Annotated in this window: 20 protein-coding genes and 1 pseudogene; 18 read left to right on the top strand and 3 right to left on the bottom strand. The window is 45.6% G+C overall.

All coding sequences use genetic code 11. The features are described from left to right. The first annotated feature begins 5 nt into the window (after positions 1-5). The 3 genes from KB559_RS13850 to ptsP are packed head-to-tail and all read left to right on the top strand — an operon-like array spanning position 6 to position 3,492. Positions 6-1,457 (top strand): glycoside hydrolase family 1 protein, encoded by a 1,452-nt coding sequence (locus KB559_RS13850; RefSeq protein WP_211022513.1) that lies wholly within the window; start codon positions 6-8, stop codon positions 1,455-1,457. A 39-nt stretch (positions 1,458-1,496) separates the two neighbouring features. Next, on the top strand, positions 1,497-1,769 hold the full coding sequence (locus KB559_RS13845; RefSeq protein WP_211022512.1) for an HPr family phosphocarrier protein: 273 nt from the start codon (positions 1,497-1,499) through the stop codon (positions 1,767-1,769). Further along, entirely contained in the window at positions 1,762-3,492 is a 1,731-nt protein-coding gene (gene ptsP / locus KB559_RS13840; protein ID WP_211022511.1) for a phosphoenolpyruvate--protein phosphotransferase, read from the top strand. Before KB559_RS13845 ends, ptsP begins: the two co-directional genes overlap by 8 nt. A gap of 60 nt (positions 3,493-3,552) precedes the next feature. On the opposite strand, the gene KB559_RS13835 is transcribed toward ptsP, so the two are convergent. Next, positions 3,553-4,296 carry an NADPH-dependent oxidoreductase gene (locus KB559_RS13835; RefSeq protein WP_211022510.1) on the bottom strand — a complete coding sequence of 248 codons (744 nt, stop codon included), beginning with the start codon at positions 4,294-4,296 and terminating at the stop codon, positions 3,553-3,555. A 160-nt stretch (positions 4,297-4,456) separates the two neighbouring features. On the opposite strand from KB559_RS13835, the gene KB559_RS13830 reads away from it, so the two are divergent. The 7 genes and pseudogenes from KB559_RS13830 (at position 4,457) to KB559_RS25475 (ending at position 11,118) form a co-directional block, all read left to right on the top strand. After that, a complete protein-coding gene (locus tag KB559_RS13830; RefSeq protein WP_211022509.1) occupies positions 4,457-4,945 on the top strand; it encodes a MarR family transcriptional regulator in 489 nt (162 codons plus the stop codon). Positions 4,946-5,227: 282 nt separating this feature from the next. Beyond that, positions 5,228-6,334 carry an endonuclease NucS domain-containing protein gene (locus tag KB559_RS13825; protein WP_211022508.1) on the top strand — a complete coding sequence of 369 codons (1,107 nt, stop codon included), beginning with the start codon at positions 5,228-5,230 and terminating at the stop codon, positions 6,332-6,334. A 398-nt stretch (positions 6,335-6,732) separates the two neighbouring features. Further along, a pseudogene (locus tag KB559_RS25590) lies at positions 6,733-8,187 on the top strand (P-loop ATPase, Sll1717 family); the annotation flags it as partial. A 45-nt stretch (positions 8,188-8,232) separates the two neighbouring features. Beyond that, positions 8,233-8,463: a cold-shock protein gene (locus tag KB559_RS25175; protein WP_348772922.1), complete on the top strand. Its 231-nt coding sequence runs from the start codon at positions 8,233-8,235 to the stop codon at positions 8,461-8,463. 380 nt (positions 8,464-8,843) lie between these two features. After that, positions 8,844-9,677 (top strand): alpha/beta fold hydrolase, encoded by an 834-nt coding sequence (locus KB559_RS13815; RefSeq protein ID WP_211022507.1) that lies wholly within the window; start codon positions 8,844-8,846, stop codon positions 9,675-9,677. Continuing rightward, complete coding sequence (locus tag KB559_RS13810; RefSeq protein ID WP_211022506.1) at positions 9,664-10,032, top strand: PAS domain S-box protein; 369 nt, start codon at positions 9,664-9,666, stop codon at positions 10,030-10,032. The genes KB559_RS13815 and KB559_RS13810 overlap by 14 nt, the downstream gene beginning before the upstream one ends. A gap of 123 nt (positions 10,033-10,155) precedes the next feature. Continuing rightward, positions 10,156-11,118 (top strand): amidohydrolase family protein, encoded by a 963-nt coding sequence (locus KB559_RS25475; RefSeq protein WP_211022505.1) that lies wholly within the window; start codon positions 10,156-10,158, stop codon positions 11,116-11,118. A gap of 9 nt (positions 11,119-11,127) precedes the next feature. Here KB559_RS25475 and KB559_RS13800 read toward each other — a convergent pair whose 3' ends face one another. Continuing rightward, the gene (locus KB559_RS13800) at positions 11,128-11,703 is read right to left on the bottom strand and encodes a hypothetical protein (protein WP_211022504.1); all 576 of its coding nucleotides are present in this window, start codon (positions 11,701-11,703) and stop codon (positions 11,128-11,130) included. A 146-nt stretch (positions 11,704-11,849) separates the two neighbouring features. Here KB559_RS13800 and KB559_RS13795 point away from each other — a divergent pair, with 146 nt between their 5' ends. Further along, the gene (locus KB559_RS13795; RefSeq protein WP_211022503.1) at positions 11,850-13,349 is read left to right on the top strand and encodes a glycoside hydrolase family 43 protein; all 1,500 of its coding nucleotides are present in this window, start codon (positions 11,850-11,852) and stop codon (positions 13,347-13,349) included. 2 nt (positions 13,350-13,351) lie between these two features. Here KB559_RS13795 and KB559_RS13790 read toward each other — a convergent pair whose 3' ends face one another. After that, positions 13,352-14,212 (bottom strand): helix-turn-helix domain-containing protein, encoded by an 861-nt coding sequence (locus tag KB559_RS13790; RefSeq protein ID WP_211022502.1) that lies wholly within the window; start codon positions 14,210-14,212, stop codon positions 13,352-13,354. A 205-nt stretch (positions 14,213-14,417) separates the two neighbouring features. Here KB559_RS13790 and KB559_RS13785 point away from each other — a divergent pair, with 205 nt between their 5' ends. From KB559_RS13785 to KB559_RS13755, 7 genes are all read left to right on the top strand, one after another. Then, entirely contained in the window at positions 14,418-16,118 is a 1,701-nt protein-coding gene (locus tag KB559_RS13785) for an ABC transporter substrate-binding protein (protein ID WP_211022552.1), read from the top strand. A 289-nt stretch (positions 16,119-16,407) separates the two neighbouring features. Further along, positions 16,408-18,111 (top strand): sensor histidine kinase, encoded by a 1,704-nt coding sequence (locus KB559_RS13780; RefSeq protein WP_247681795.1) that lies wholly within the window; start codon positions 16,408-16,410, stop codon positions 18,109-18,111. Next, on the top strand, positions 18,099-19,679 hold the full coding sequence (locus KB559_RS13775) for a response regulator (RefSeq protein ID WP_211022501.1): 1,581 nt from the start codon (positions 18,099-18,101) through the stop codon (positions 19,677-19,679). The genes KB559_RS13780 and KB559_RS13775 overlap by 13 nt, the downstream gene beginning before the upstream one ends. Positions 19,680-19,799: 120 nt before the next feature. Further along, a complete protein-coding gene (locus tag KB559_RS13770; RefSeq protein ID WP_211022500.1) occupies positions 19,800-21,119 on the top strand; it encodes an extracellular solute-binding protein in 1,320 nt (439 codons plus the stop codon). A gap of 70 nt (positions 21,120-21,189) precedes the next feature. After that, the gene (locus tag KB559_RS13765) at positions 21,190-22,059 is read left to right on the top strand and encodes a carbohydrate ABC transporter permease (protein WP_211022499.1); all 870 of its coding nucleotides are present in this window, start codon (positions 21,190-21,192) and stop codon (positions 22,057-22,059) included. An 11-nt stretch (positions 22,060-22,070) separates the two neighbouring features. Continuing rightward, on the top strand, positions 22,071-22,928 hold the full coding sequence (locus tag KB559_RS13760; protein WP_211022498.1) for a carbohydrate ABC transporter permease: 858 nt from the start codon (positions 22,071-22,073) through the stop codon (positions 22,926-22,928). A 34-nt stretch (positions 22,929-22,962) separates the two neighbouring features. Beyond that, positions 22,963-24,450 (top strand): alpha-N-arabinofuranosidase, encoded by a 1,488-nt coding sequence (locus KB559_RS13755; RefSeq protein WP_211022497.1) that lies wholly within the window; start codon positions 22,963-22,965, stop codon positions 24,448-24,450. Positions 24,451-24,474: the final 24 nt, after the last annotated feature.

Below are 24,474 nucleotides of genomic sequence, written 5' to 3'. Positions count from 1 at the left end.
AAACCATGCGTAAAAATAACTATTCGGATTTTCCAAAAGACTTCCTATGGGGTGGGGCAATCGCGGCCAGCCAGGCTGATGGTGCATACACGGAGGAGGGCAAGCTGCCCAATTCGTCCGACGTTCAGCCCTACCTGAAGGGTTTATCGAATATGGAGATTCAGCAGTTGGAAAAGCAGGGAATGACGCTGGATCAAGTGAAGAAGAACCTTGAAGATACTGTGCATTATTATCCAAAGCGCTTCGGAATCGACTTCTACAACACTTTTGAAAGCGATTTAGAGCTGTTGGCGGAGATGGGATTTAAAACCTTTAGAACATCCATCGATTGGTCGAGAGTATTTCCTAAAGGGGATGAAACCGAGCCTAATGAGTTGGCTCTGAAGCATTATGACAAGATGATCGATAAAATGAAGTCGCTCGGCATTGAGCCGATCATCACCATGCTGCATTATGAGACACCGGTTCACCTCACGTTGGAATACGGCGGGTGGAAGAATAAAGCTGTAATCGAGATGTTTGAACGCTACGGCAAAGTGCTATTGGACCGCTTTGGCGATCGGGTGAAGTATTGGATCGTCATTAATCAAATCAACATGATCCAGATCGAACCGTTCTTGTCCTTGGGAATTTGCAAAGATCAGTATGATCCGATTGAAGAAGCGGAGTATCAAGCCGTTCATAACCAAATGGTGGCCTCGGCCTTGATTCAAAAGTATGCCAAGACGTTGAATTATGACCTGCAAATCGGGACGATGATTGCCGACGGAACGGTGTATCCTAATTCCTGCCGGCCCGATGACGTGATTTTGGCGATGCAGCATAACCGGATGCAGTACCTGTTTACGGATGTTCAACTTCGCGGCGAGTATCCGAAATATGCGCTGAATTACTTCCGGGAAAACAATTACCATTTGGAAATTACGGAAGAAGAGAAGCAACTATTGAGAGAGAATACCATGGATTACATGGCGATTTCCTACTATTTCTCTCAAATGGTTGATTCGACAAAAAATGTGAACAAGCCCGATTCTACTACCGTAAATCCCCATTTGGAAGCAAACCCTTGGGGCTGGAATGTGGACCCGCAAGGCTTGTACAATACCCTTTCCCAGTACTGGGATCGCTATCAAAAACCGATCATCATTGCGGAAAATGGATTCGGAATGTATGACAAGCTCGAAGACGGTACGGTTCATGATGATTACCGGATCTCCTATCTGGGAAGTCATATCGAGCAGGTGGGCCGCGCGATTTATGACGGCGCTGATGTGATTGCCTACTGTGCTTGGGGGCCGATCGATATTGTCAGCTGTTCTTCACAGCAAATGTCCAAGCGGTACGGTTTTATATACGTGGATCTGGACGATGAAGGCCAAGGAAGCGGAGAGCGTATCCGTAAGGACAGTTTTCATTGGTACAAACAGGTCATTGCCACCAATGGCGCGGAAATCTAGATAGATTCCATAGAGATAATAGGATAGGAGTGAGGTTCCATGCTAAAAACCTACAAGATTACTGACGAAGACGGGATACATGCTCGTCCGGCTACCGCTCTGATTAATACGGTAAATAAGTTCAAATCCGAGGTGTTTGCGGAAGCTAACGGTCGTAAGGTCACAATGAAGTCCATCCTGGGGGTGCTTTCTCTGGGGCTGGAGCCCGGTGACCTGCTCACGATCTCCGTGGAAGGAGAAGATGCATCCGAGGCGCTAAAGGCATTGGACGAAGTGTTCACTAAGGAAGGGCTAGGAATTGTTCATGGTTAAGATCAAGGGGATCGGAGCGGCGGCGGGCATTGCTATTGCTAAAGCTTTGGTGCTGGAAGCGGCCGAGCTTGTCACGGAGAAGCGAACCGTTGAGGACCCGGAGGTAGAGGTAACAAGACTGCGGGAAGCACTGGTCTTGTCTGAAGCAGAGGTAAGGAAGTTGAAGCAGCGGACCTTGGAGCAGCTCGGAGAAGAGAAGGCGGAGATCTTCGAGGCGCACCTGCTGGTGCTGAACGACCCGGAACTGCTTGGTCCCGTCGAGGATAAGATCCGTACGGAATCCCTCAACGCGGAATACGCGCTGCAAGAGGTGACATCGGGCTTCATCTCCATGTTCGAAAACATGAAGAGCGCTTACCTGCGGGAACGCGCCGCGGACATGCGGGACGTGACGAAGCGGGTGCTGGCTCATCTTTTGAAGGTGAAAGTACAGGATTTGGCGGCCATTAACGAGGAGGTTATCCTGGTCGCGGAGGATTTGACCCCTTCGGAGACCGCTCAATTGAATCGCAGCTTCGTCAAAGGATTCGCTACCAACATCGGCGGCAGAACATCCCATTCGGCTATTATGGCCCGATCTCTGGAGATCCCGGCCGTGGTGGGTACCAAGGAAATCCTGCATCAGGTGAAGGATGGGGATTTGCTCATCCTGGACGGTATGGATGGCTCGGTGCTGCTGAATCCCGATGAAGCAACGATTGCTGAGTATCGGGCGAAGAAGGAGCAGTATGAAGCCCAAAGGGCGGAATATGCCAAGCTTCGGCATGTGCCAACCGTTACGATGGACGGGCTTCATGTGGAACTGGCGGTCAATATCGGAACGCCGGCGGACGTCGCGGGAGTACTGGAAAACGGGGGAGAGGCCGTAGGCTTGTACCGGGCGGAATTTCTGTACATGGGCCGGGACAGCATGCCTTCGGAGCAGGAACAGTTTGGCGCCTACAAGACCGTCCTGGAACGGATGGAAGGCAAGCCGGTCGTGGTCCGTACCTTAGATATCGGCGGGGATAAGGAGCTCCCGTATCTGGAACTTCCGAAGGAGATGAACCCGTTCCTGGGCCTCCGGGCTGTGCGTCTCTGTCTGGAACGCCAGGACATCTTCCGAACACAGCTGCGTGCTCTGCTTCGCGCCAGTGTATATGGTAACCTGCGAATCATGTTTCCGATGATCGCTACGCTGGACGAATTCCGCGAAGCTAAGAATATTCTGCTAGAGGAGAAGGCAAAGCTGGCGGCCGAGGGAATCCAGGTTTCGAACGAGATTCAGTTGGGCATCATGGTGGAAATTCCCTCGACCGCTGTTTTAGCGGATCTCTTCGCCAAGGAAGTGGATTTCTTCAGTATCGGGACCAACGATCTGATTCAGTACACGATGGCAGCCGACCGTATGAACGAGCGAGTCTCCTATCTGTACCAGCCCTACAATCCAGCGATTCTTCGGCTTGTGAAAAGGGTCATCGACTCCGCCCATGCCGAAGGCAAGTGGGTGGGCATGTGCGGAGAGATGGCGGGAGATGAGACGGCGATCCCGTTGCTGATCGGACTAGGTCTGGATGAATTCAGCATGAGTGCCAGTTCCATTCTGGCGGCGCGTAGCCAAATTTCTAAGCTGTCTGCCGAAGAGATGCGCACTCTCGCGCTTGAAGCTTTGAGCTGCGGTACGGCGGAAGAGGTCGCAAGACTGGTTACTCAAACTCGGCATCATTCTTCTTTTCCAATGTAGTAGGTTCACCTCCATACATTACAATCCACAACCTATGAGGTTGTGGATTTTTTTTGCTGGCTACTTCAAATCAAACCCTTTGCTATTCACGTATTCCGTATATCCGCTGAGCGGTAAATCCTTCTCTAGCATGGATATGAATTTTCCGGACCAGCTTACCTTCCGCTTGTTATTGGTTCGTGCGCCGTAATAATCCTCGACTTCCCGATCATATTGTTCGACCTGTGATTTAAGATCGCGATTATACCGGTTCTCGAAAAATACGGCGGACTGAGGCAGCCGCGGCTTCTGCTCGGGGAGCTCGTCGGGAACACCTACCGCAAGACCGGCCAAAGGAATGACGAAGTCCGGTAGATCAAGCCATTCGTCCAACGCGGGCAGGGCATCGTTAATCCCGCCGATGATCACGGCTCCGAGTCCCATCGATTCGGCCGCCAAGTTGGCATTTTGCAGGGCAAGAGCGGCACTGAGCACGGCGGTTTGATAAAAATACGAATACCCCAGGTTGGATCTCATTTTTTCCTGTTGGTCGGGGCTGGCGGCCAGCATCAAACGGTTAAGGTCGGTACAAAAAATGTAAAAGTACCCGCACTCCTCAATCCACGGATTATTCGAATGCAGCGCGATCTTCTTCCGCAGTTCCCGATCTGTGATGCCGATCATCGAGAACGGCTGCAAATGTGCCGAGGTCGGCGCCATTTGCGCCGCATCGACAATGGCTTCGATCTGTTCGCCGGTCAACGGGATATTTTTAAACTTGCGGATAGAGCGATGCTGGCGGATTACTTGTAAAACCTCATTCATTTTGTTTCCCTCCATATTCATGGTTTTCACAGAAGCCGCAGCAAGACTCTTTTCGCTGTATGGTTTCCTTGGAAACCATATTAACAAGAAAAGGATATCACGTCAAATGGTTTCTTAGGAAACCATGTTATAATAAAAAGAAAAAAGGTAGGCCTGCCTTATGCCATATAAGAACGATAATATGCTCGAGCTCAAAAACCGCATCGAAAATTCAATGTACCGGATTCTCATTAGCGAAAGCGAGGAGGACCAGGATCGTCTTTGGCTGATGGAGCGGATCTCCGACGAAAGGCTAAAAGGGCTGCTGCCCCATCTGTCCGTGTCAAGCCTGCACGTGCTGGATGTTATTCATTTGCATGACAGCATTAAAGGGATCGACATCGCCCGCGATATGGGCATAACGAAAGGTGCTGTCTCGAAAATCACCCGCAAGCTACTGGATCAGGGTCTAATTCGAAAAACTCAGCTGCCGGACAATCAGAAGGAAGTTTATTTTTCTGTGACCCCGCTGGGTGACGAATTGGCCGGACTGCATCGGCTATTTCACGAGGAGAAGGATCAAAAAGTGACGAAACTGTTGGCCAGTTTCGATACGGCGTCGCTCGAGATCGTGGCGGATTTTCTCGAGAAGCTGGCGGGTATGCGGTAGGTTTCAAATAGGAATGGATGAGGGGGGCTTTTTAGGACACCTAAGGTTCTTGTTTACAGAAGGGGCGATTCGACGATATTGGACTTCCTGCATAAGTATTGAGCTTGTTTATTTTGAAAAGCTAGAGCTTGAAGGCTATTCCATATTTAAAGAACAATCGATGCGGGCTTCGGCACAGTGCTAACTGCTGCTAGAAAATTGATCAAGCCTAATCTTCACACACAGTATGGAAGGATTATGGTATGAAAGAACGAACATATTTAATAGGAAAGCAAAAGTGAGGTGAGTATCCTGGCTATTAAACATGGCATATGGAAGGTTGCTGGTGAAGAGGTAAGACAAGTAAAGCAGGTTACTTTAGATTCAGAATTCGAACTCGAAGAAATCATTCAATCAAATCCTGCTATACTACAAGACAATTGGCTTATAATTGGTAGACAAGTAATGACCGTCTATAATACATACATTGATTTACTAGCTATCGATAATAATGGTTCCATTATCATTATCGAACTGAAAAAGCACAAAACAAATCGGGAAGTTGTGGCACAGGGTCTCGACTATGCTTCATGGGTCAAAACCTTATCTCCAAGTCAAATATCAACTATATATGATGATTATGTATCAAGATATTATGAAAATCAAAATACTTTAGAGGAAGAGTATTATGAAAAGTTTCGTATACAACTTGAAGAAGAAAGCATTAATAACTCGCATCAAATCGTTATTGTTGCTTCTGAAATGGATTCAAGTACGGAAAGAATTGTAGAGTATTTAAGCGACTCATTAATTCCAATCAACGTCATCTTTTTTACTGTTTTTGAAGAGAATTCTACTAAATTTATAAGCCGTGCATGGATGATTGATCCGCAGGAAACTTTAGAAAACGCAACAAACTCTGTAAGAGATAAGGAACCTTGGAACGGGGAGTATTATGTTTCTTTTGGTGATGAAAATAACCGAAGTTGGATAGATGCTTTAAAGTATGGCTTTATATCAGGTGGAGGAGGGGAATGGTATTCGCGTACACTAAATCAGTTATCTGTTGGAGACCGTGTATGGGTGAACATTCCGAAGGTTGGTTATGTTGGTGTGGGGACTGTAGCTGATACAGCCAAAAAGGCAGATGAAGTCTTCTTTAATGATATTGATGGAGAAAAGAAAAGCATATACAAGCTCAGCAAGAATGCAAAGTATCATGAAGAGTATTTGGAGGATGGTATTAATGCGGAGTATATTGTGAAAGTCAACTGGTTAAAAGCAATGACTGAGAATAATGCCGCATCAGAAATCGGCTTTTTTGGGAATCAAAATACAGTCTGTAAGCCCCGAGCATCCAAATGGGTTCATACTGTAAACCGTTTAAAAGAAATTTGGCAAATAAAATAGTAATTAATTCATCCCCTGACGATATAAAGATTATCAGAAGAGACACCGGACGAAGGTGTCTCTTTCTTATTTCTGTAGAATTGATGGTTAAATCCGTTAATGATTAATATAAGGAAATAATTCCCTGGATAGGAGGGGAATTGACGACGGGTAGCGAACATTATAGATATATGAGTCTAAAGTATTATATTTTATTTGGTTCAATAGGGCAGATCCGATATGGCTCTCCACTACTAGCCTAAAATAGGCTGAACTTCTAAGGAGTGTTTTATATTTTTAATAGGTAAAGCCCTAATCCTAAGGATATATAGTTTAGGAATACAAACTATTTTTGTGAATGATGGTAGTTCATAATGTTTTGGTTCTACAGTACTATAATTCTATAATACTAAATTACTATGAAGAATAAGAGGTGCATTAGAATGAGTATTCGACTGGATGATCATAAGTTATTTGGGAATTATGCTGCAGAAGACGAAGATATTGATTTATTAGATTCATATTTTGTAGATAAGCCTGGATATGCTAATTTCAGAAGTAACGATAAACTGTGGATTGTAAGAGCTAAAAAGGGTATGGGGAAATCTGCTTTATTAAAGAAGGTCGCTTATGAAAAAAGAAATCTAAATACATATGATATAGTTATTCAAGTAAAGGGATCTGATATTATAAGAAACAACTTTCCTATTACAAATGATGTTCAACAATTGATATATAACTGGCAAACTGCTCTTTGTAGCAGAATTGCTGTTGAAATAGGTAAAACTATTGGGCTTGCATACACTGATGATACTATAACATTAGTAGAAAATTCAGAATTAGAGGGCTTTAGAGAAAAGAATATTATTGGTTGTTTAATTGAGAGAATGAAAAGAAAAATTAGCAAACTTGAATTTGACAAACCGAAAATGTCAAACGCAATAGCTCTTCTAGAAAGATACCAGGAGAAGACGGGGCGTAATGTATGGTTGTTCGTAGATGATATTGATGCAACATTTAAAAACTCAGAAGAAGAAGCAAAACGATTGTCTAGCTTTTTTACAGCCTGTAGATACCTAATTCAAGAAGTTGATGGTCTATACATTAGGGCGTCTATTAGAACTGATGTATGGTCAGTTATTGCTGACAAAGACGAGTCTCTAGATAAGGTTGATCAGCCTGGTTATATGATGGATCTTAGCTGGTCTGAAAACGAGGTTAAGAACATTATTGCCAATCGGATTAAGAGCTATATTTTAACAAACGACCCTGTTCACCCACAATACCAAAGATTAAAGAATGTCTCTAACGATTCGCAGGATCACGATCAATTAATGAATGAAGTTTTTAAACCTGTAATGCCCTGGGGAACCGGTGTCCGTAAGCCGTCAGTTATTATTTACACGTTATCGAATAGAAGACCTAGATGGGCTATTCACTTATGTTCACTTGCAGGACAGGCTGCTATAAAGAAGAGAAGAAATCGCATTGGTATAGACGAACTGACAGAGAACTTGGATGATTACGGAAAGAGGAGAATCACAGATATTGTTAGAGAACACGAACATCAAAGTCCAAATATTAGAGATTTTATTAATGCCTTTGCTAAGAAACAAGTTAGATATTCAACCCAGCAACTATTAAAATTAATTACCGATGAGATAACAACAAAAGTTCAGCCTTCAATTGCGGGAATTATGGGAATACCAAGCGAAATGGATATTGCGCACTTTTTGTTCCGAATGGGGTTTATTACAGCTAGAGAAGATATTAGTGAAAATGAGTATAACCACTATAATTTTGAAGATGATCACAGCTTGTTAAATTCCGCAGTAAATCCAGACAAAGGATTTTCATGGGAGATACATCCAAGTTTTCGCACCATCCTTAGAGTCGCAGAATCAACAGGGATTGTCCCGATATTTGACGATTTTACTAATGGGGAAGTTAGTAAAGGGACTGTAGTATGGTTTAATGATACCCGTGGGTATGGATTTATTAAAACCTATGATAACAGAGAAATCTTTGTCCATTTTAGTTCAATCGTTGGTGAAGGTTATAGAACTTTAACTGAAGGCCAGAAAGTTGAGTTTCAAATTATTAAAACAGATCGAGGTATCTCAGCCTCTAAGGTCATAAAAGAAAGTTAAGGGTCGAGTAGTTTTTGAAACATGATTATCCTTCAATAATACACCGCACCGGATAGTGAAACGGTGCGGTGTATGTCTTTGGATAGTAAGTTTATTGGCCAAAGAATTAATGCTGATCTTCATTGGGGAGCTGCTTATTCTGAGGTTGCGGATTGTTAGTCTCCATGCCCAACTGTTTAATATACATACGGTAAATATAAAACCCAACATCAAAAGGTTGGGTTTTTGCATTCCACAAGCCCCTAATCTTTCATCAAACTTCTGCAACAAACGCTGGACATATCAGTAATGCTGCCTGCCGGTTGCTGGATTTTCATCTATGTTATACTTATCCTACAGGAAGAGGCTTAATAATACATCTAGAAAAGGAGGTTTCTCATTTGGCCAAGGATATTATGACGCGTAATCAAGTAAAGATAAAAGGAAATGGGGAACAGCCGCTTATTTTTGGACATGGCTTTGGCTGTGATCAGAATATGTGGCGCTTTGTTTCTCCGGCGTTTGAAGAGAACTTTAAAGTGATCTTATTTGATTTCACCGGTGCCGGCAATTCGGATATTTCGGCATATGATCCGGTAAAGTACAGTGATCTTTATGGCTATGCGGAAGATGTGCTGGAAATTTGCGCGGCTCTAGATCTGAAGAATCCGATCTATGTAGGCCATTCCGTTGGAGCCACGATCGGCATGCTTGCGTCCATCCGTAAGCCGGAGTACTTCAAAGACTTGATTCTCATCGGCGCCTCTCCTTGTTATATCAATGATTTACCTGATTATGTCGGAGGATTTGAAAGAGAAGATATTGAGGAACTTTTGGGTATCATGGATCAGAACTTTGTACAATGGGCTGAAGTTTTCGCCCCGATCATTATGGCCAATGGCGAACGTCCTCATTTGTCGGGAGAATTGAAAGACAGCTTCTGCTCCATGGAGCCGGAAATTGCCCGCCGGTTCGCCAGAGCCACCTTTCTTTCCGATCACAGAAATGAACTGACAAGTGTCTCTGCTCCTTCCTTGATTTTGCAGTGTTCCGAAGATGCGATTGCACCTCTCGAAGTAGGGGCTTACATGCATGATAAAATTCAAGACAGCATGCTTAAAATTATGGATGCTACTGGGCACTGCCCGCATATGAGCCATCCGGAGGAGACGATCTCCCTTATATCGGAATATTTGGAGTTAAAAGGTCGCATTACTGTTCATGGACTACTCTGAGCAGCTGGACTATACCCGCTTAGCTTCTCTTTCTATTGATCAAGATCAGTGTATTGTCAGTATAAATGCAGCGTTTAGACAAAACTTGGGTTACACTATCAACGGGCTCCAGGGCGCCAAGCTCGAATCCTTGCTCACTCGTTCCAGCCGCATCTTCTACCAAATTTACTTCTTGCCTATGATAAAGTTAAATGGAGAAATCAAAGGGATGCAGTTGTCTTTTAAGTCAAACATTGGTGAGAGCGTACCGATGACGGTGGATGTGGTTTCCAGAGTAACCGAGGGTCAAGAGATCTACAACGTTTTTCTTGCCCCCTTACAACAGAAATTCGATAATAATAACGGCGAAGGTTAAAGAGACACTCTGTTTAACCGATGTCCGGTTCATAAGAAACCCACAGCACTTAAGGCTGTGGGTTTTCATTAATGTAATATATGGATGGTTCTCTACTGCAAAACGTTGAAGGGGGTGTTGGGAGTGTCACTTCATATTGAGGAATCCTTTATCAAACAAGATTTTATAGACAGCTTAATGAGTGAATCTCTTAGGGGATTGCAGGCCATACCAAAGAGCGATTTGCACAACCACGCCGGTCGCGGCGGAAATATTAAATATATAAGCGAGTGGGCCAACGTTAGCATTCAACCGCCAACAGAGCCTTTTCAATCGTTACACGACATGCAGAGCTGGTTTGATGGACATGTGAAACGGCATTGCCCCGGTATGCAAGGTTATTTAAAACGGATTGAGGCTTCTTTTGTGCAGGCCGCAGAAGACCATATAGAAATATTAGCGTTAAGCTTCGGGCTCGATGAGATTGATAATTTGGGAGGGATGGATTCTTTTTCGCGGATCATGGATGATTTTCATCGTCGTTATGCTCCTCAAACGAAATTTCTACCCGAGCTGGCCTTGGATCGAGCCTGTCATGTAGAAGAAGTGCTTGGACGACTGGAAGCTGTATTGGATTGCCAATGGTTCCGGTCGATCGATATCTGCGGCGATGAATTTGCCCAGCCTATCGAATGCTTCAAGTCTATTTACAGGGCAGCAAAAGCTGCGGGACTGACCCTGAAAGCTCACGTGGGGGAGTTTGGCACCGCCGATCACGTCATGGAGGCCGTCGAGGAGTTGGAGCTTCAGGAAGTCCATCATGGGATTGCGGCAGTCAGTTCGCCTCAAATCATGAGTTGGTTATCTCGGAATCAGATTCAACTGAATGTGTGTCCGACAAGCAATATTATGCTCGGCGTGGCTGAGAGCTATGGCACCCATCCCATTCGTAAGCTATATGAACATGGAATCCCGGTGACCCTAAATACCGACGATTTATTGATCTTTAACCAAAGTGTATCTCAGGAATATATGAATCTTTATAAATCCGGTTTGATGACACCCGAGGAGCTCAACGAGATTCGTCTGACAGGTTTGAAAAGGTAAAAGTCGGGATCACCTTTTCAAAGAGTTTGCTATCTGAACTAATTCAGAAACATCATACAAAGGATAAAAGTCATGATCCTCCACCTTGCTTGACGCTAGGGCATAAGTCAATCCATCTTCCCTCCAATATAACCCGCTAAAGTTCGGATTGCTTTGAATCCAGGTTGGTGTCCCGTTGTCCAATGGAGGGCCTTTTTTCCCTTCCGGCTTCGATTTATCCGTTGAATTGGTGATAGACAACATAAGTTGTTCACCTTGATCGACATTTGCAAAAGTCAGACGAAGGATCTGGAAGGAGGCCGGAACAACTTCGGCAGCCTGATGGGTAATCAGAAAAGGAACCTCAGGAATCCGAACCTCAAAAGGCATTTCAAGCAGGGTTTCATCAAAAGATTTGCTGCTTTCTAAACCAGGATCCCATTCTACTCCATCGTTTACGATTGTTAATCCTGCATAGTTAGGAGGGGATTGGTCCACATTTGAAACTTCAGACACAGGTGGAACCTCATTTTGTTTACCTATTCCGCATCCGCTAATCATTAGAAAGACAGCAATTAAGCAAGCGCAAACTATGATTCTTTTCAAGTTTTCCAACTCCCTCTCTTAGAAGATAAATGGCAGTCCGCTCCTATGTCTAGATCATGCTAGTTGCATGACTTTAAAGTGAAGGTTTTATATCATGGCGTAAAATATAATGGGATTGAAAATAGATTTAGACAGGAGTGCAATGGATGCAGTTTATCAATCCCGTGATCCCTGGCTTTCACCCTGACCCCAGTATTTGCCGGGTCGGTGACGACTATTATTTGGTTACGAGCTCGTTTGAATATTTTCCCGGAGTGCCTATATTTCATAGCAAGGATCTGGTCCATTGGCGGCAGATCGGCCATTGTTTAACGACCGAAGACCAGCTGACGCTTGGGAATATAAGAAGTTCCGGGGGCATATATGCTCCGACCCTCCGTTATCATAAGGGCTGGTTTTATATGGCGACCACCAATGTAGGCGGAATCGGGAACTTCTATGTGAAAACGATGAATCCGGAAGGACCCTGGTCGAAGCCGATTCAGGTTGCTCAGGACGGCATAGATCCTTCCCTTTTGTTCGACGATGACGGACGCGTGTATTTTCAGTCTGCACGTAATGGCGGTATATATCAATGCGAGATCGATATTGAAACCGGAAGCATGTTGACCGAGAGTCGCTTGATCTGGACAGGATCGGGCGGGGCACATCCCGAAGCGCCACATTTATTCAAAATCAATGGTCTGTATTATTTGATGATCGCCGAAGGCGGTACCGAATATGGCCATATGGAGACTATTTCCAGAAGCGGTGATCCGTTTGGGCCGTATGAGTCTTGTCCCCATAATCCTATTCTTTCAAACCGGAGCATGGATAGCAAGATACATGCTACAGGACATGCGGATCTGGTCCAAGCCCAGGACGGCAGCTGGTGGGCGGTTTGCTTGGGAATAAGACCCGTCTCCTATCCATATCGGCACCATCTGGGAAGAGAAGTTTTCCTTGCGAATGTAACCTGGACGGCGGACGGATGGCCGATCATTGGGGACTCCGGACATATTCACCCCCTCATGGAGGGTCCTAATTTACCGGAAGTTCATTGGCCGGAAAAACCGGTCAGAGACGACTTTAACCAATCCAGGCTGGGAATGGAGTGGACCTTTTTACGCAATCCTCATTCAAGCTGTTGGTCGTTGGAAGAACGTCCGGGTTATCTTGTTCTTTATGGCAATTCAACGTCATTGAACGATATAGGTTCCCCGGCTTTTGTCGGACGGCGACTTTGTCATTTCACCAGCCATATTAGGGCGGCGATGGAATTTGACCCGTTGCACGATGGGGAAGAGGCGGGGTTAACCGCGTATATGAATGAGAAATATCATTACGACCTTGCCGTAAGGCGCGACGGAGGACGGAAAGTGGTCGTTTTTCGCCGGTCGGTCGGCTCAATGAAAGTAGAAGAGAGGCTCGACTGCCCAGAGGGAATAATAGAGCTTCAAATTAAAGCTCTTCCCGAGAGGTTTGAGTTGTCATTCCGGACGATGGACTCGAAGCGTGTTGAGATAGGATGGGGCGAAACTCATTTACTCTCGACAGAAGTAGCGAGTGGTTTTACCGGCGTGTTTTTGGCGATGTATGCCGTGAGTGAATCGGAGCATGCTACCCCTGCGTATTTTGATTGGTTTGATTATGAACCGGTGAATTAATTTCACCGGTTCTTTCGGTAGGCTTGCGGGGACATCCCGTAAGCCTTTTTGAATTGGCGGGCCAGATAGTTACTGTCGTTAAATCCGCATGCATAGGAGATGTCCGTTACGGAAAGATGGGTCTGTTTCAAGAGCATGCAGGCTCTTTCCAGCCGAAGCCGTTGAAGATAAGCGATCGGGGTCGTCTGATAATAGGCTTTAAAAATCCGGTTTAAGTGTCTTATGGAAATATTCGATTTTGCTGCAACGTCCTCCAAGGCAATTGGCTCGAGATAGTGATCTTCAATATAGGAGACCGCATTGGCCAGGTGGATGAGACCGTTGTCCAAGCCGGGTTCCCCATTGTCATAGTGTCTGGACAAATAGACGACGAGTTCCATAAAGCGCGAAGCGAGCAAGGTTTGATGGCCGGGAAGCTTGGCCTCGTATTCTCCGACCATGAAGGAAATGAGGGACGCAACATACTCCAGACTTGATATCGATAAATTTAATTTGCTTTTATAGGTGGTGATATTCCGATAAAACGGCTCCAGAATGAAAAGCGCCTGAAATCCATTTAACGTCCGGAGATCCGGGCCGGCGGATTCCAGCATCTCGGGTTTGTACATAATGTTGCAAATTTTAAAATCCTGAGGCTCTTTATAAGCATGAGAAGTACTGCCGTTAATAACAAAGACGTTACCCTTTTTGATAAATGATTCTTCGTTATTGACGATATGGGTAGCGTGTCCGTTCAGAACAATGACTAATTCGGAGAAGTCCACATGACTATGATCAAAGGTGTCTTCCTCATGACCTCCGTACTGAATGAAAAAAGGGAAATGCTCATCCCTTGTAAACCAGTTTAAATACACATCCGTCAAAATGATCACCGCCTTGTGGTGGCTATGTTTATGTCTATATCATGCTATTGAATGACTTGAAAATCAAGGTTTGCTCATAAATGATGCGATAGAATGAGGAATGTAAGCAGGGCCGAACTCGCTGGGAGTAATGGCTTATAGCCACTAAAGAAAGCGTATTCACTGAGGTTGTATCGAGAAATAAACAGGGGGAAAGGATGATTTGATGCGAAGCTTGAACAAGAAGTTTGGAGTTCTGTTATTGGCAAGTATGCTGCTCGTTACGGCAGGCTGCGGCAATTCGGGAGATAAAGCTGTGAATCCAGGGAATTCAACCGGTGGAGACGATAATAGCCCGATCTCATTTACCTTTTTTGGGGCCGATGCGAACCCGAGCTGGAACAACATGAAAGATGATGTGGGCAAGGAAATAACAGCCAAAACCGGAGTCACCCTCGAAGCGGAGTTTGATGTCGGCAGTGGCGGCGGTCAGGACAAAATCTCTTTGATGGCGGCAAGCGGCGATTATCCCGATCTCATTTACGCCAAGGGCGAACTCGGTAAGCTGGTGGATGCCGACGCGATTATAGATCTTACGGATCTGATCGAGGAGCATGCCCCGAATATCAAGAAGATTATGAGCGAAAATATGAATCGTTTGAAATATAGCAATGAAGACCAGGCCATTTATGCGATCCCGACCAATATCGGAGTGGGCCAGCAATATTTTGACGCTACGAATGGCTTTCAAGTTCAGCATCGCGTATTGAAGGAACTGGGTTATCCGGAAATCAGAACGATCAATGATTTTGAAAATGTGCTAAGAGAATATGCGGAGAAGCACCCGACCACAGACGGGCAACCAACAATTCCGCTTACGCTGAATGCGGATGGCTGGAAAATGCTAATTACGGTCACCAATCAGGCCAATAATACGACAGGCGGGATGAATGACGGTGAATATCATGTAGATCCCGAAACCTATGAGGCGATGCTTCACTATAAACGACCGGTAGAAAGGGAATATTTTCGCTGGTTGAACAAGTTGTACAATGATGGATTGCTAGATAAAGACTCTTTTGTGCAAAAGGAAGATCAATATAAGGCGAAAATCGCAAGCGGGCGTGTGCTGGGCTTAACTTCGGTGGACTGGGAATACGGCGAAGCCGAAAATGCCTTGAAAGCTGCGGGCAAATACGAATACACGTATGCGCACTTTCCGGTTACGCTGAGCGAAGAATACAAGGATCATGCCATGCAATCTTTCGGGGTTGACGGTTACGGCATTAGCATTACGACCGCTTGTAAGGATCCGGTCCGTGCGATCAAGTTCCTCGACTGGCTGGCCTCAGATGAGGGTCAAGTGCTTAGAAACTGGGGGATCGAGGGTAAGCAATATAACGTAGAAAACGGTACCCGCGTCATTCCTGAAGATGTTCTCAACAAAAAAGTCAATGATGCCAGCACTTTTACCAAAGAAACGGGTATCGATTTGTATACGACCCTCGCTCCACGGTACGGGGATGGCGTTAAAGATGCCACAGGCAATTACTATACAACCAATTTTCCGGAGCAAATCATCGCCAAATATTCGGATGTTGAAAAAGAGACATTAGCCGCTTATAAAGCAACGACATGGAAGGATCTGTTCCCTAGCGAAGATGAGCTTCCTGTCAAAGAGTGGGGCGCTTTGTACAACATGCAGGTTCCAACGGACGGAGACTACCAGGTCATTTATCAAAAGACTCAGGATATCATCCAAAAAAGAATTCCGGAGGCGATTTTGGCCAAAGCGGATAAGTTCGACCAGGTTTATGACGACTTCCTCGCCGAGTTGGATAAAGTCGGAGCCGAGAAGATGGAGGAGGAATATACGGAATTGGTAAAAGCGAGAGTTTCACTTTTTACGGGCAAGGAAATAAAATAGAGTTGATAGAATATATGGTTTAAGACACGTAAGAGCACGGACCCGACGGTCCGTGCTCTTCATGTTCATGTCGAATTCTCATTGTCCGAAATTAAGAGTTATGGCTATAATGGGATTTAATTATTTGGCATTGAATATGACATAAGTGGCGGAGGAGCGAAAAGTGATAGAACGGATGACAAGAAGCGTAAAATCAATATTTTATGGCAAACCGAGAAAACTAGCATTCAAAATACCCTTCGCCTATTTTTTAGTCATCTTATTTACGGTGGGGTTCAGCTATCTGGTCATGAATCAAATAGCCACGAATACAGCGCAGAAGAAAATTAATGAGGCGTCATTACAGACCATAACCTCTATACAGACCAACGTGGATTTAATGATCGAAAACGTTAATAACTATTCTAAAATGATATTTTCGGATCATAATCTGCAAAACCTGTTAAGACAGGGGGACGTGTATTCCAACCTTCAAACCCAGTCTAAGGTCAGCGCTTACTTGTATAATCTTATGCAAGCGGTTCCTATTATTGACTCGGTCAATATTTTCGATAATTCCGGTCATCGGTTTTCGGTTGGAACAGAGGAATTGCCGACTTTTATGGATGCGAACATAGAGGATGCTCCCTGGTATGAGCAAGTGGTACAGAATAAAGGGAAGTATATCTTGAGACTAAACGGCAGTGGAACCTTTCAGAAGGGGACCACGGATGATAATTTCGTATCCTTCATTCGTTTGATCCGGGACATTGATGATACCTCCCGCCTCGGAATCCTCGTTATTAATATCAAAGACGATGCATTTGTCCAGGCTTATTCCAGTTTGCTCGATCAGAATTCATTGGAAATTGCGATTTTGGATGAAAACAATCAAATTATCGTAGCCGATTCCACGGAAGATCAAAGTGATGCAGTCTTTAAAGAGCTCCTGACAACGAACAAAGATACGCTGGAGCAACAATTTCAGCAAGGAAATTCAGGGGTTCTTACAATGAGCTCGGATTCGCAGAAATATAGTGTTTCTTATCTTTCGGACGGACAGGATCATTGGAAATTCGTGAGTATCATGCCGCATAACTCCATTGAGTCACGAAACAAGTCGATCGTGCTGTTGGCGCTGATCCTGCTGGTGATTAACGGGACGATCTTCTTTGTAAGCTCATTCGTCATTTCGCGCAGTATTATCAATCCGATCCATAAGCTTTTGCGTTCCATGAACAAGGCCCCGAGCGGCAACTTTATGAAAGTTAATGTGGAGTTGAACAGTTATGAATTTGAACAGCTCTACAACGGCTACAATCAGATGATTGAACAAATCGATCAATTGTTGAAGCGCGTTATTGAGGAGCAGAGAACCATTCGTAAGGCGGAATTAAGTACACTGCAATCCCAGATCAAACCGCACTTCTTATATAACACGCTGGATTCCATTACTTCCTTGGCGCTGTCCGGGTTAAACGATCAGGTGTGTTATCTGATTGAAGCATTGGGAAGCTATTATCGGATGAGTGTCAGCAAAGGAAAAGACGTAATCACGGTCGGTGAAGAAATTGAGATCGTTCGAAACTATTTAAAAATCCAAAATGTACGTTACCAGGATGTTTTTGAGGCTCAATTTGACGTAGACGAAGACTGTTATCAGTCCCCGATTCCCAAACTGGTGCTGCAACCATTGGTTGAGAATAGCCTTTATCATGGCATACGACCCAAAGGTGTGAAAGGAACGATACGAATCAGCGCACGAAATTCAGAAGGAGCAGTGATCCTATCCATAGCTGATGACGGTGTCGGCATGTCAGAGGAAGAAATTACGCAAATTCTCTATACCGAAAGAAAGGGTGAAATCAAGAGCTTTGGACTGTGGGGAACCATGGAACGCTTGCGAATTTTTTATGGGGATAAAGACTGTGTAACCATTGAGAGCGAACCCGGAAAGGGAACGATTATAACGCTAATCATACCGAATGGAGTTGATGCATCATGGGAAAATTGAAGGTTTTGATCGTTGACGATGAACATCTGATACGTAATCTGATTAGAATGCGAATTGATTGGGAAAGCCAAGGTCTGATAATCGTAGGGGAAGCCTCCAATGCACATGAAGCGATGGATATGGTGGATGAGCTTAGACCCGATATCATTTTCACAGACATTTATATGCCGTACATTAACGGAATTGAGTTTAGCGGCAAGGTACTAGAGAAATATCCGGATATCAAAATAGTGGTCGTTACCGGCCACGATGAGTTTGAGTATGCCCAACAGAGTATCAAAATTGGAATTTCGGATTTCATTCTAAAACCGATTCATGCTTCAGATCTGCTCCATGTGACCGCCAAGTTAACGCAGAAGATTTATGAGGAACGGACGCGAAATCAAGAACTGGAGAGGCTGAAGAAAGACCTGGAGAGGAATTTCCCGTATCTCAGGGAGAAATTCCTCTATCAATGGTTAGAAGGTGCTCTTTCAAAAGAGGAAATCCATGAAAAGGCGGAGTATTTCAAACTGCCTGTGTTTTTCAGCGGTGGTACCTATCAAATTGCCGTGATAGAAATCTCTCCGATATCAGAGAAGCAGACAGAGGAACAGTTGATTCTGTTGGGAATGGAGTGCAGGAACAAGATAGAAACGTTCTATAAGGATGATTCCCGGGTGATGATTATTCCAGATACCCGAAATCAAATGGTGATCATTTCATTCAGCCAGACAACGCATCTTGTCAGCGATTGCGAATCGATTCAGGCCACTTTGCTCAAATCGTACAAATGCTTGGTGAACATCGGGATCGGGCGAAGACGCGATAAAATGCAAGAAGCGCACCTGGGGTATCAGGAAGCCTGTCGTGCAATTCACTACAAAGCGTTCGTCGGACATAATCAGGTAGTTTGCTTTGAGGATATCGTGGACAACCGGGAAGAGTACTATCGGTCTAATCCGGAGCTTCTTCAGCAACTGCAGTTCTGCATCAGTGTCGGTTCGTCCGAGCGGGCGACGGAGATTCTTGAGCAAATATTCAATGTTTCGTTCTCCGGTGTATCACAATTCCGGATGGCGGCGATGGATGTCATTACCGAATGTCAGCGGGCGGCGATGGAGCAGCAGATCGAAGATGAACAAGCGCAGAATGCGGAAACCCTGGTCTCGATTCTCACGGCAGACAATCTTCCGGAATTGATGAACATACTGGAAAGGTATGTCCTTTACGTTTGCCAAACGATTCATTCGAAATTCCAAACCAAAGAAGGCAACCTGATCAGCCAGGTGAAAGAGTATCTGGAGAATCATATGAGTGATCCCCAGGTTGGATTGGCCAGTACCGCTGCCGCATTCTTTATCAGTCCAGGCCATTTGGGACGGCTTATGAAGAAGGAGACGGGGCAGACCTTTGTGGAGTATCTTACCCATGTTCGCATGAAAAGAGCTGAAAACCTTCTGAAAACGACTGATTTAAAAGGATACGAGGTTGGTGAACAGGTAGGAATCCCGGACCCGCACTATTTCAGTGTTCTCTTTAAGAAAACGACCGGCAGGTCTATGAATGAGTATCGGAACGGAAAATGACGGGTAAAGAGATGTTCGAATTTTAAAAGACGATGTGCGGATTTTGAATGGAGTTATTAAGGGTACTTCCCTAAAATGACTACTAGAAGCAGCGATTTCACAAATAGGGAGGTCAAAGAGATGAAAGCGTTATTAAAAAAATCATTGAGCATTATTCTGGCGGTAGGGATTGCAGGAAGCCTGGCCGCATGCTCCTCGGATTCGTCCGGTGGGAAATCTTCGGGCAAGGATGGAAGCGGTTCCATAAAGTTGACACTATGGGATCAGTCGGTTGGTAATACGGATCCATCGGCTAAATTGTTGCCGCAAATTATTGAGAAATGGAATAGTGAGCATCCAAATATCCAAATTGAACGCACAGGCACAACCGGCGAACAGTATAAGACCAAAATCAAGACCTCATTAGCCGCAAGCGAAGCGCCTGACCTGTTTTACGGTATGGGTGGCGGCAGCTTCATGCAGCCTTATATTGAATCCGGAAATGTTCTTGAAATCACCAACTATTTAACGGACGACGTGAAGTCGAGAATGGCCCCAGGAATGTCGGAAGCCATTGAAGTGGATGGGAAAATCTATACACTGCCCGTTTACACCCACATTGCAAATCTTTTTGTGAATACCGAGTTGTTCGATAAAGCGGGAGCCCAAATCCCGACGACTTATACAGAATTGCTGGATGCCGTAGAGAAATTGAAGGCAGCGAACATTACTCCGGCTCTCATTGGAGAGAAAGACCGGTGGCCTGGGATGTACTGGTACGACATTATTGCCATGCGGCAAGCAGGGAATGAAGCGGTCATCGAAGCGTTTAAGGATCCATCCAAATGGAATTCGCCGGATTTCATTGCTGCAGCTACCAAAATGCAGGAGCTGGCAAAGGCAGGCGCCTTCAACAGCAGTATGTTCAGCATGAGCTATGATGAAATGCTGGGTGCGTTTAATGCGGGTAACGGAGCCATGATGTTCCAGGCGAACTGGGTGAATGCCGGCATCGAAGATGACTCCTCGGCCGTTAAAGGCAAGGTAAAAGTAATTCCTTTCCCGGTTTTTGAAGACGGTAAAGGGAAGAACACTGAAATTTTCGGCGGGGCGGTCGATGGTTTCTATGTCAGCAGCACCACAAAGCATCCGAAGGAAGCCGTTGAGTTCCTTATGTATTTAAGCGAGCAACTTGGTACGCAGGGCTTTCTTGCCGGAGCAGGTCTTCCTAGCTGGAACATTGATGGCCTTGATACTTCAGGCCTTTCCGAACTCGACAAATCTGCTGCAGACATCATGAAAACAGCTACCTCGTTTATCGCATGGTGGGATAATATTCTTCCGGCCGAATCTGCGGAAACCCACAAAAACCTAATTGCACAACTCTTGGCGGACGATATCACTCCAGAGGAATTCTGCAAACAAATGGCACAGCTTAAACCGACGGAACTAAGTCTCTAATCCTTGAATAAACCCAAACGAGATGTGGTCAGGGACTGTCCCTGACCACATCTTTGAGAGGAGAACCATAATGAATTCTGTATTTTCCAACAAGAAGGCTATTGCTATATTTGTCCTGCCTACCCTCCTCATATTCTGTGGAATTGTATTAGTTCCGATCTTCGTTTCCAGCTACTATAGTTTATTGGATTGGAATGGCGTCGGCAAAGGTGCGTTTATTGGACTGGATAATTATAAAGAGATGTTCACGGATACACGGGCACTAAATTCCATCAAAAATTCCATGCTGTTTGCGGCAGCGTCTATTTTCATTCAGTTGCCGATCTCTCTTGTACTTGCCCTTATACTGGCATCCACGATCAAGGGTGAAGGGTTTTACCGTACGGTATATTTCATTCCGGTGTTGATTTCGACCGTTGTAATCGCTCAACTGTGGTCCAAAATCTATAATGCGGATTATGGCCTTTTAAACTGGTTGCTCGAGAATATAGGTCTTGCAAATTTGGCACAAGACTGGCTTGGACAAAAGGATACTGCGCTTGTCGCTTCTTTTATTCCGACGCTTTGGCAGTACGTGGGTTACCATATGTTGTTGATGTATGCCGGCGCCAAATCGATTTCGCAGGATATTTTTGAAGCGGCTAAAATTGACGGAGCTTCCCCTATACGGACTGCATTTTCCATTACAATTCCGTTAATGCGCCCTATTCTCAAAGTGTGTCTTGTCTTCTCGGTAATCGGAGCATTTAAAGTGTTCGACCTCATTTATGTATTGACTGGCGGAGGGCCTTTATTTACCACGGAGGTGCCGAGCACGCTGATGTATACCACCATATTTGATACTTACAGATATGGCTATGGCAGTGCGATATCCGTCTTTATTATATTGGAATGCTTAATATTTACAGTCATCATTAATAAGTTTTTCAAAACAGAATAGGGGGGAGCAAAGTGAGTACTGCAAAAGGGCTGTTGCAAAGAAGGCCAAACTTCATTGGGAAAATACTACTGCAAGGGTTTTTAATCATTGTAACGATCATACAAATTTACCCCCTTATCTGGTTGGCATTTTTCTCACTGAAAGACAATAGTGAAATATTCAGCGGCGATGTCGTGGGGCTTCCGAAGAAATTCCTCTGGAGCAACTATGCTAAGGCATTATCGGACGGTCATGTATTAAATTATTTTTTTAACAGCGTGTTAGTAACTGCCGCTTCCATCATCCTTGTATTGATCTTGTCCGCAATGACGGGGTATGCCATTTCGAGAATGAATTGGAAGTTAAGCAACTTAACGATGACGCTGATCCTCCTCGGGATGATGGTCCCGATTCATGCAGCTCTGTTACCGCTGTTTATGGTTCTGAAGAACTTGCATTTATTGAATACCTATTGGTCCCTGATTATTCCTTATGTCGCCTTTGGTATCCCGCTCGCGGTGTTCATCCTTAGCAGCTTCTTTAAGGGAGTGCCCCGCGAAATGGAAGAGTCGGCGGTGATGGACGGATGCGGGATTTACAAAACCTTTTTTTCGATTATGTTGCCGCTGGTCAGTCCAGCTATAGCGACGGTGGCGATATTTACATTCCTGGCTTGTTGGAACGAGTTAATGTTTGCGACGACCTTCATCAATAATGAATCCTATCAGACTTTGACGGTAGGGATGATGTCGATGGTCGGGACCTATATTACGCAATGGGGAATTATTGGAGCGGGACTCATGATCGCTACAATCCCAACGATAATTATCTATTTGCTGCTCAACAAACAGGTGCAGAAGAGTATGATCGCAGGCGCTGTCAAAGGATAAGGGCCGAAAGAAAGACTAGAAGGGAGTTATTAAGATGAAAGCAACGATTACGGTCAATACCGATCAGACTTCGGGTACGATCAGCCGTCATATTTACGGGCATTTCGCCGAGCATCTCGGCCGCTGCATCTACGAAGGCATCTGGGTGGGCGAAGACTCACCGATCCCGAATACCCGCGGTATCCGGAACGATGTTCTGGAGGCTTTGCGCAACCTCAGCATACCGGTGCTTCGCTGGCCGGGCGGGTGCTTTGCCGATGAGTATCACTGGAAGGACGGCGTCGGCCCGAGGGAACAGCGCAAACGCATGGTCAATACAAACTGGGGCGGCGTCGTGGAGAACAACCACTTTGGCACGCATGAGTTTTTCGATCTGTGCGAGCTGCTGGATACAGAGCCGTATATCTGCGGGAATGTCGGCAGCGGTACGGTTCAAGAGATGCAGGAATGGGTCGAGTACATGACCTTTGACGGTGAATCACCGATGGCGGACTGGCGGAAGGCGAACGGCCGGGAGAAGCCCTGGAAGCTGAAATATTTCGGGGTAGGAAATGAGAACTGGGGTTGCGGCGGCAACATGCGGGCGGAGTATTACGCGGACGAATACCGCCGGTTCCAGACGTATGTCCGGAATTATGGCGAGAATCGCGTTTATAAAATTGCCGGCGGAGCCAACGTCGACGACTACCACTGGACGGAGACGCTGATGCGTGAAGCCGGCGGGCATATGGATGGCCTCAGTCTGCATAACTATACGGTACCGGGTGGATTTGAAGTTAAACGTCCGGCGCTGGGATTCGATGAAGCGGAATGGTTCGAGACGATGCAGTTAGCGCTCCATATGGACGAACTCATTGTGCGACATTCGGCGATCATGGACCAATACGATCCGAAGAAACGGGTCGGCCTAATCGTCGACGAGTGGGGAACCTGGTTCCAGGTGGAGCCGGGTACGAATCCGGGCTTCTTGTATCAGCAGAACTCCCTGCGGGATGCGCTTGTTGCAGGTCTGCATTTCCACGTGTTCCATCGTCATTGTGATCGCGTCCATATGGCGAACATTGCCCAAACCGTCAATGTGCTGCAGGCGATGATTTTAACGGAAGGCGACAAAATGCTGCTGACGCCGACGTATCACGTGTTTGAGATGTTCAAGGTGCACCAAGATGCGGAGGCGCTTGCGCTTCATCTTGAGACGGGCGATTACCAAGTGGGCAGCGAATCGATTCCTCAGGTGAGCGCTTCGGCATCGAAGCGGCCGGACGGAACGATCGACATCAGCCTGTGCAACGTCGACCCGCACCGCCAGGCGGACGTATCTCTGCGGTTGCGCGGATTGGGCGGAGAATTGAATGTCAGCGCCCGGGTGCTGACTCACGAAGATATGAATGCTCATAACACATTCGATCAACCGGAGACCGTGAAGCCGCATGCGTTCAACGGTGTCACGAACCTAAGCGCTGACGAATTGTCGGCAACGCTGCCACCGATGTCCGTGGTTGTTCTGACGCTACACTCATAATTGGATTTTTTGACATGAATAGGG

Origin of the sequence: Paenibacillus sp. Marseille-P2973, assembly GCF_018101095.1 — a bacterium.
GTDB lineage: Bacteria > Bacillota > Bacilli > Paenibacillales > Paenibacillaceae > Fontibacillus > Fontibacillus vini.
Note: the sequence above shows the minus strand (reverse complement) of the source record. Positions and strands in the feature narration are given on the sequence as shown.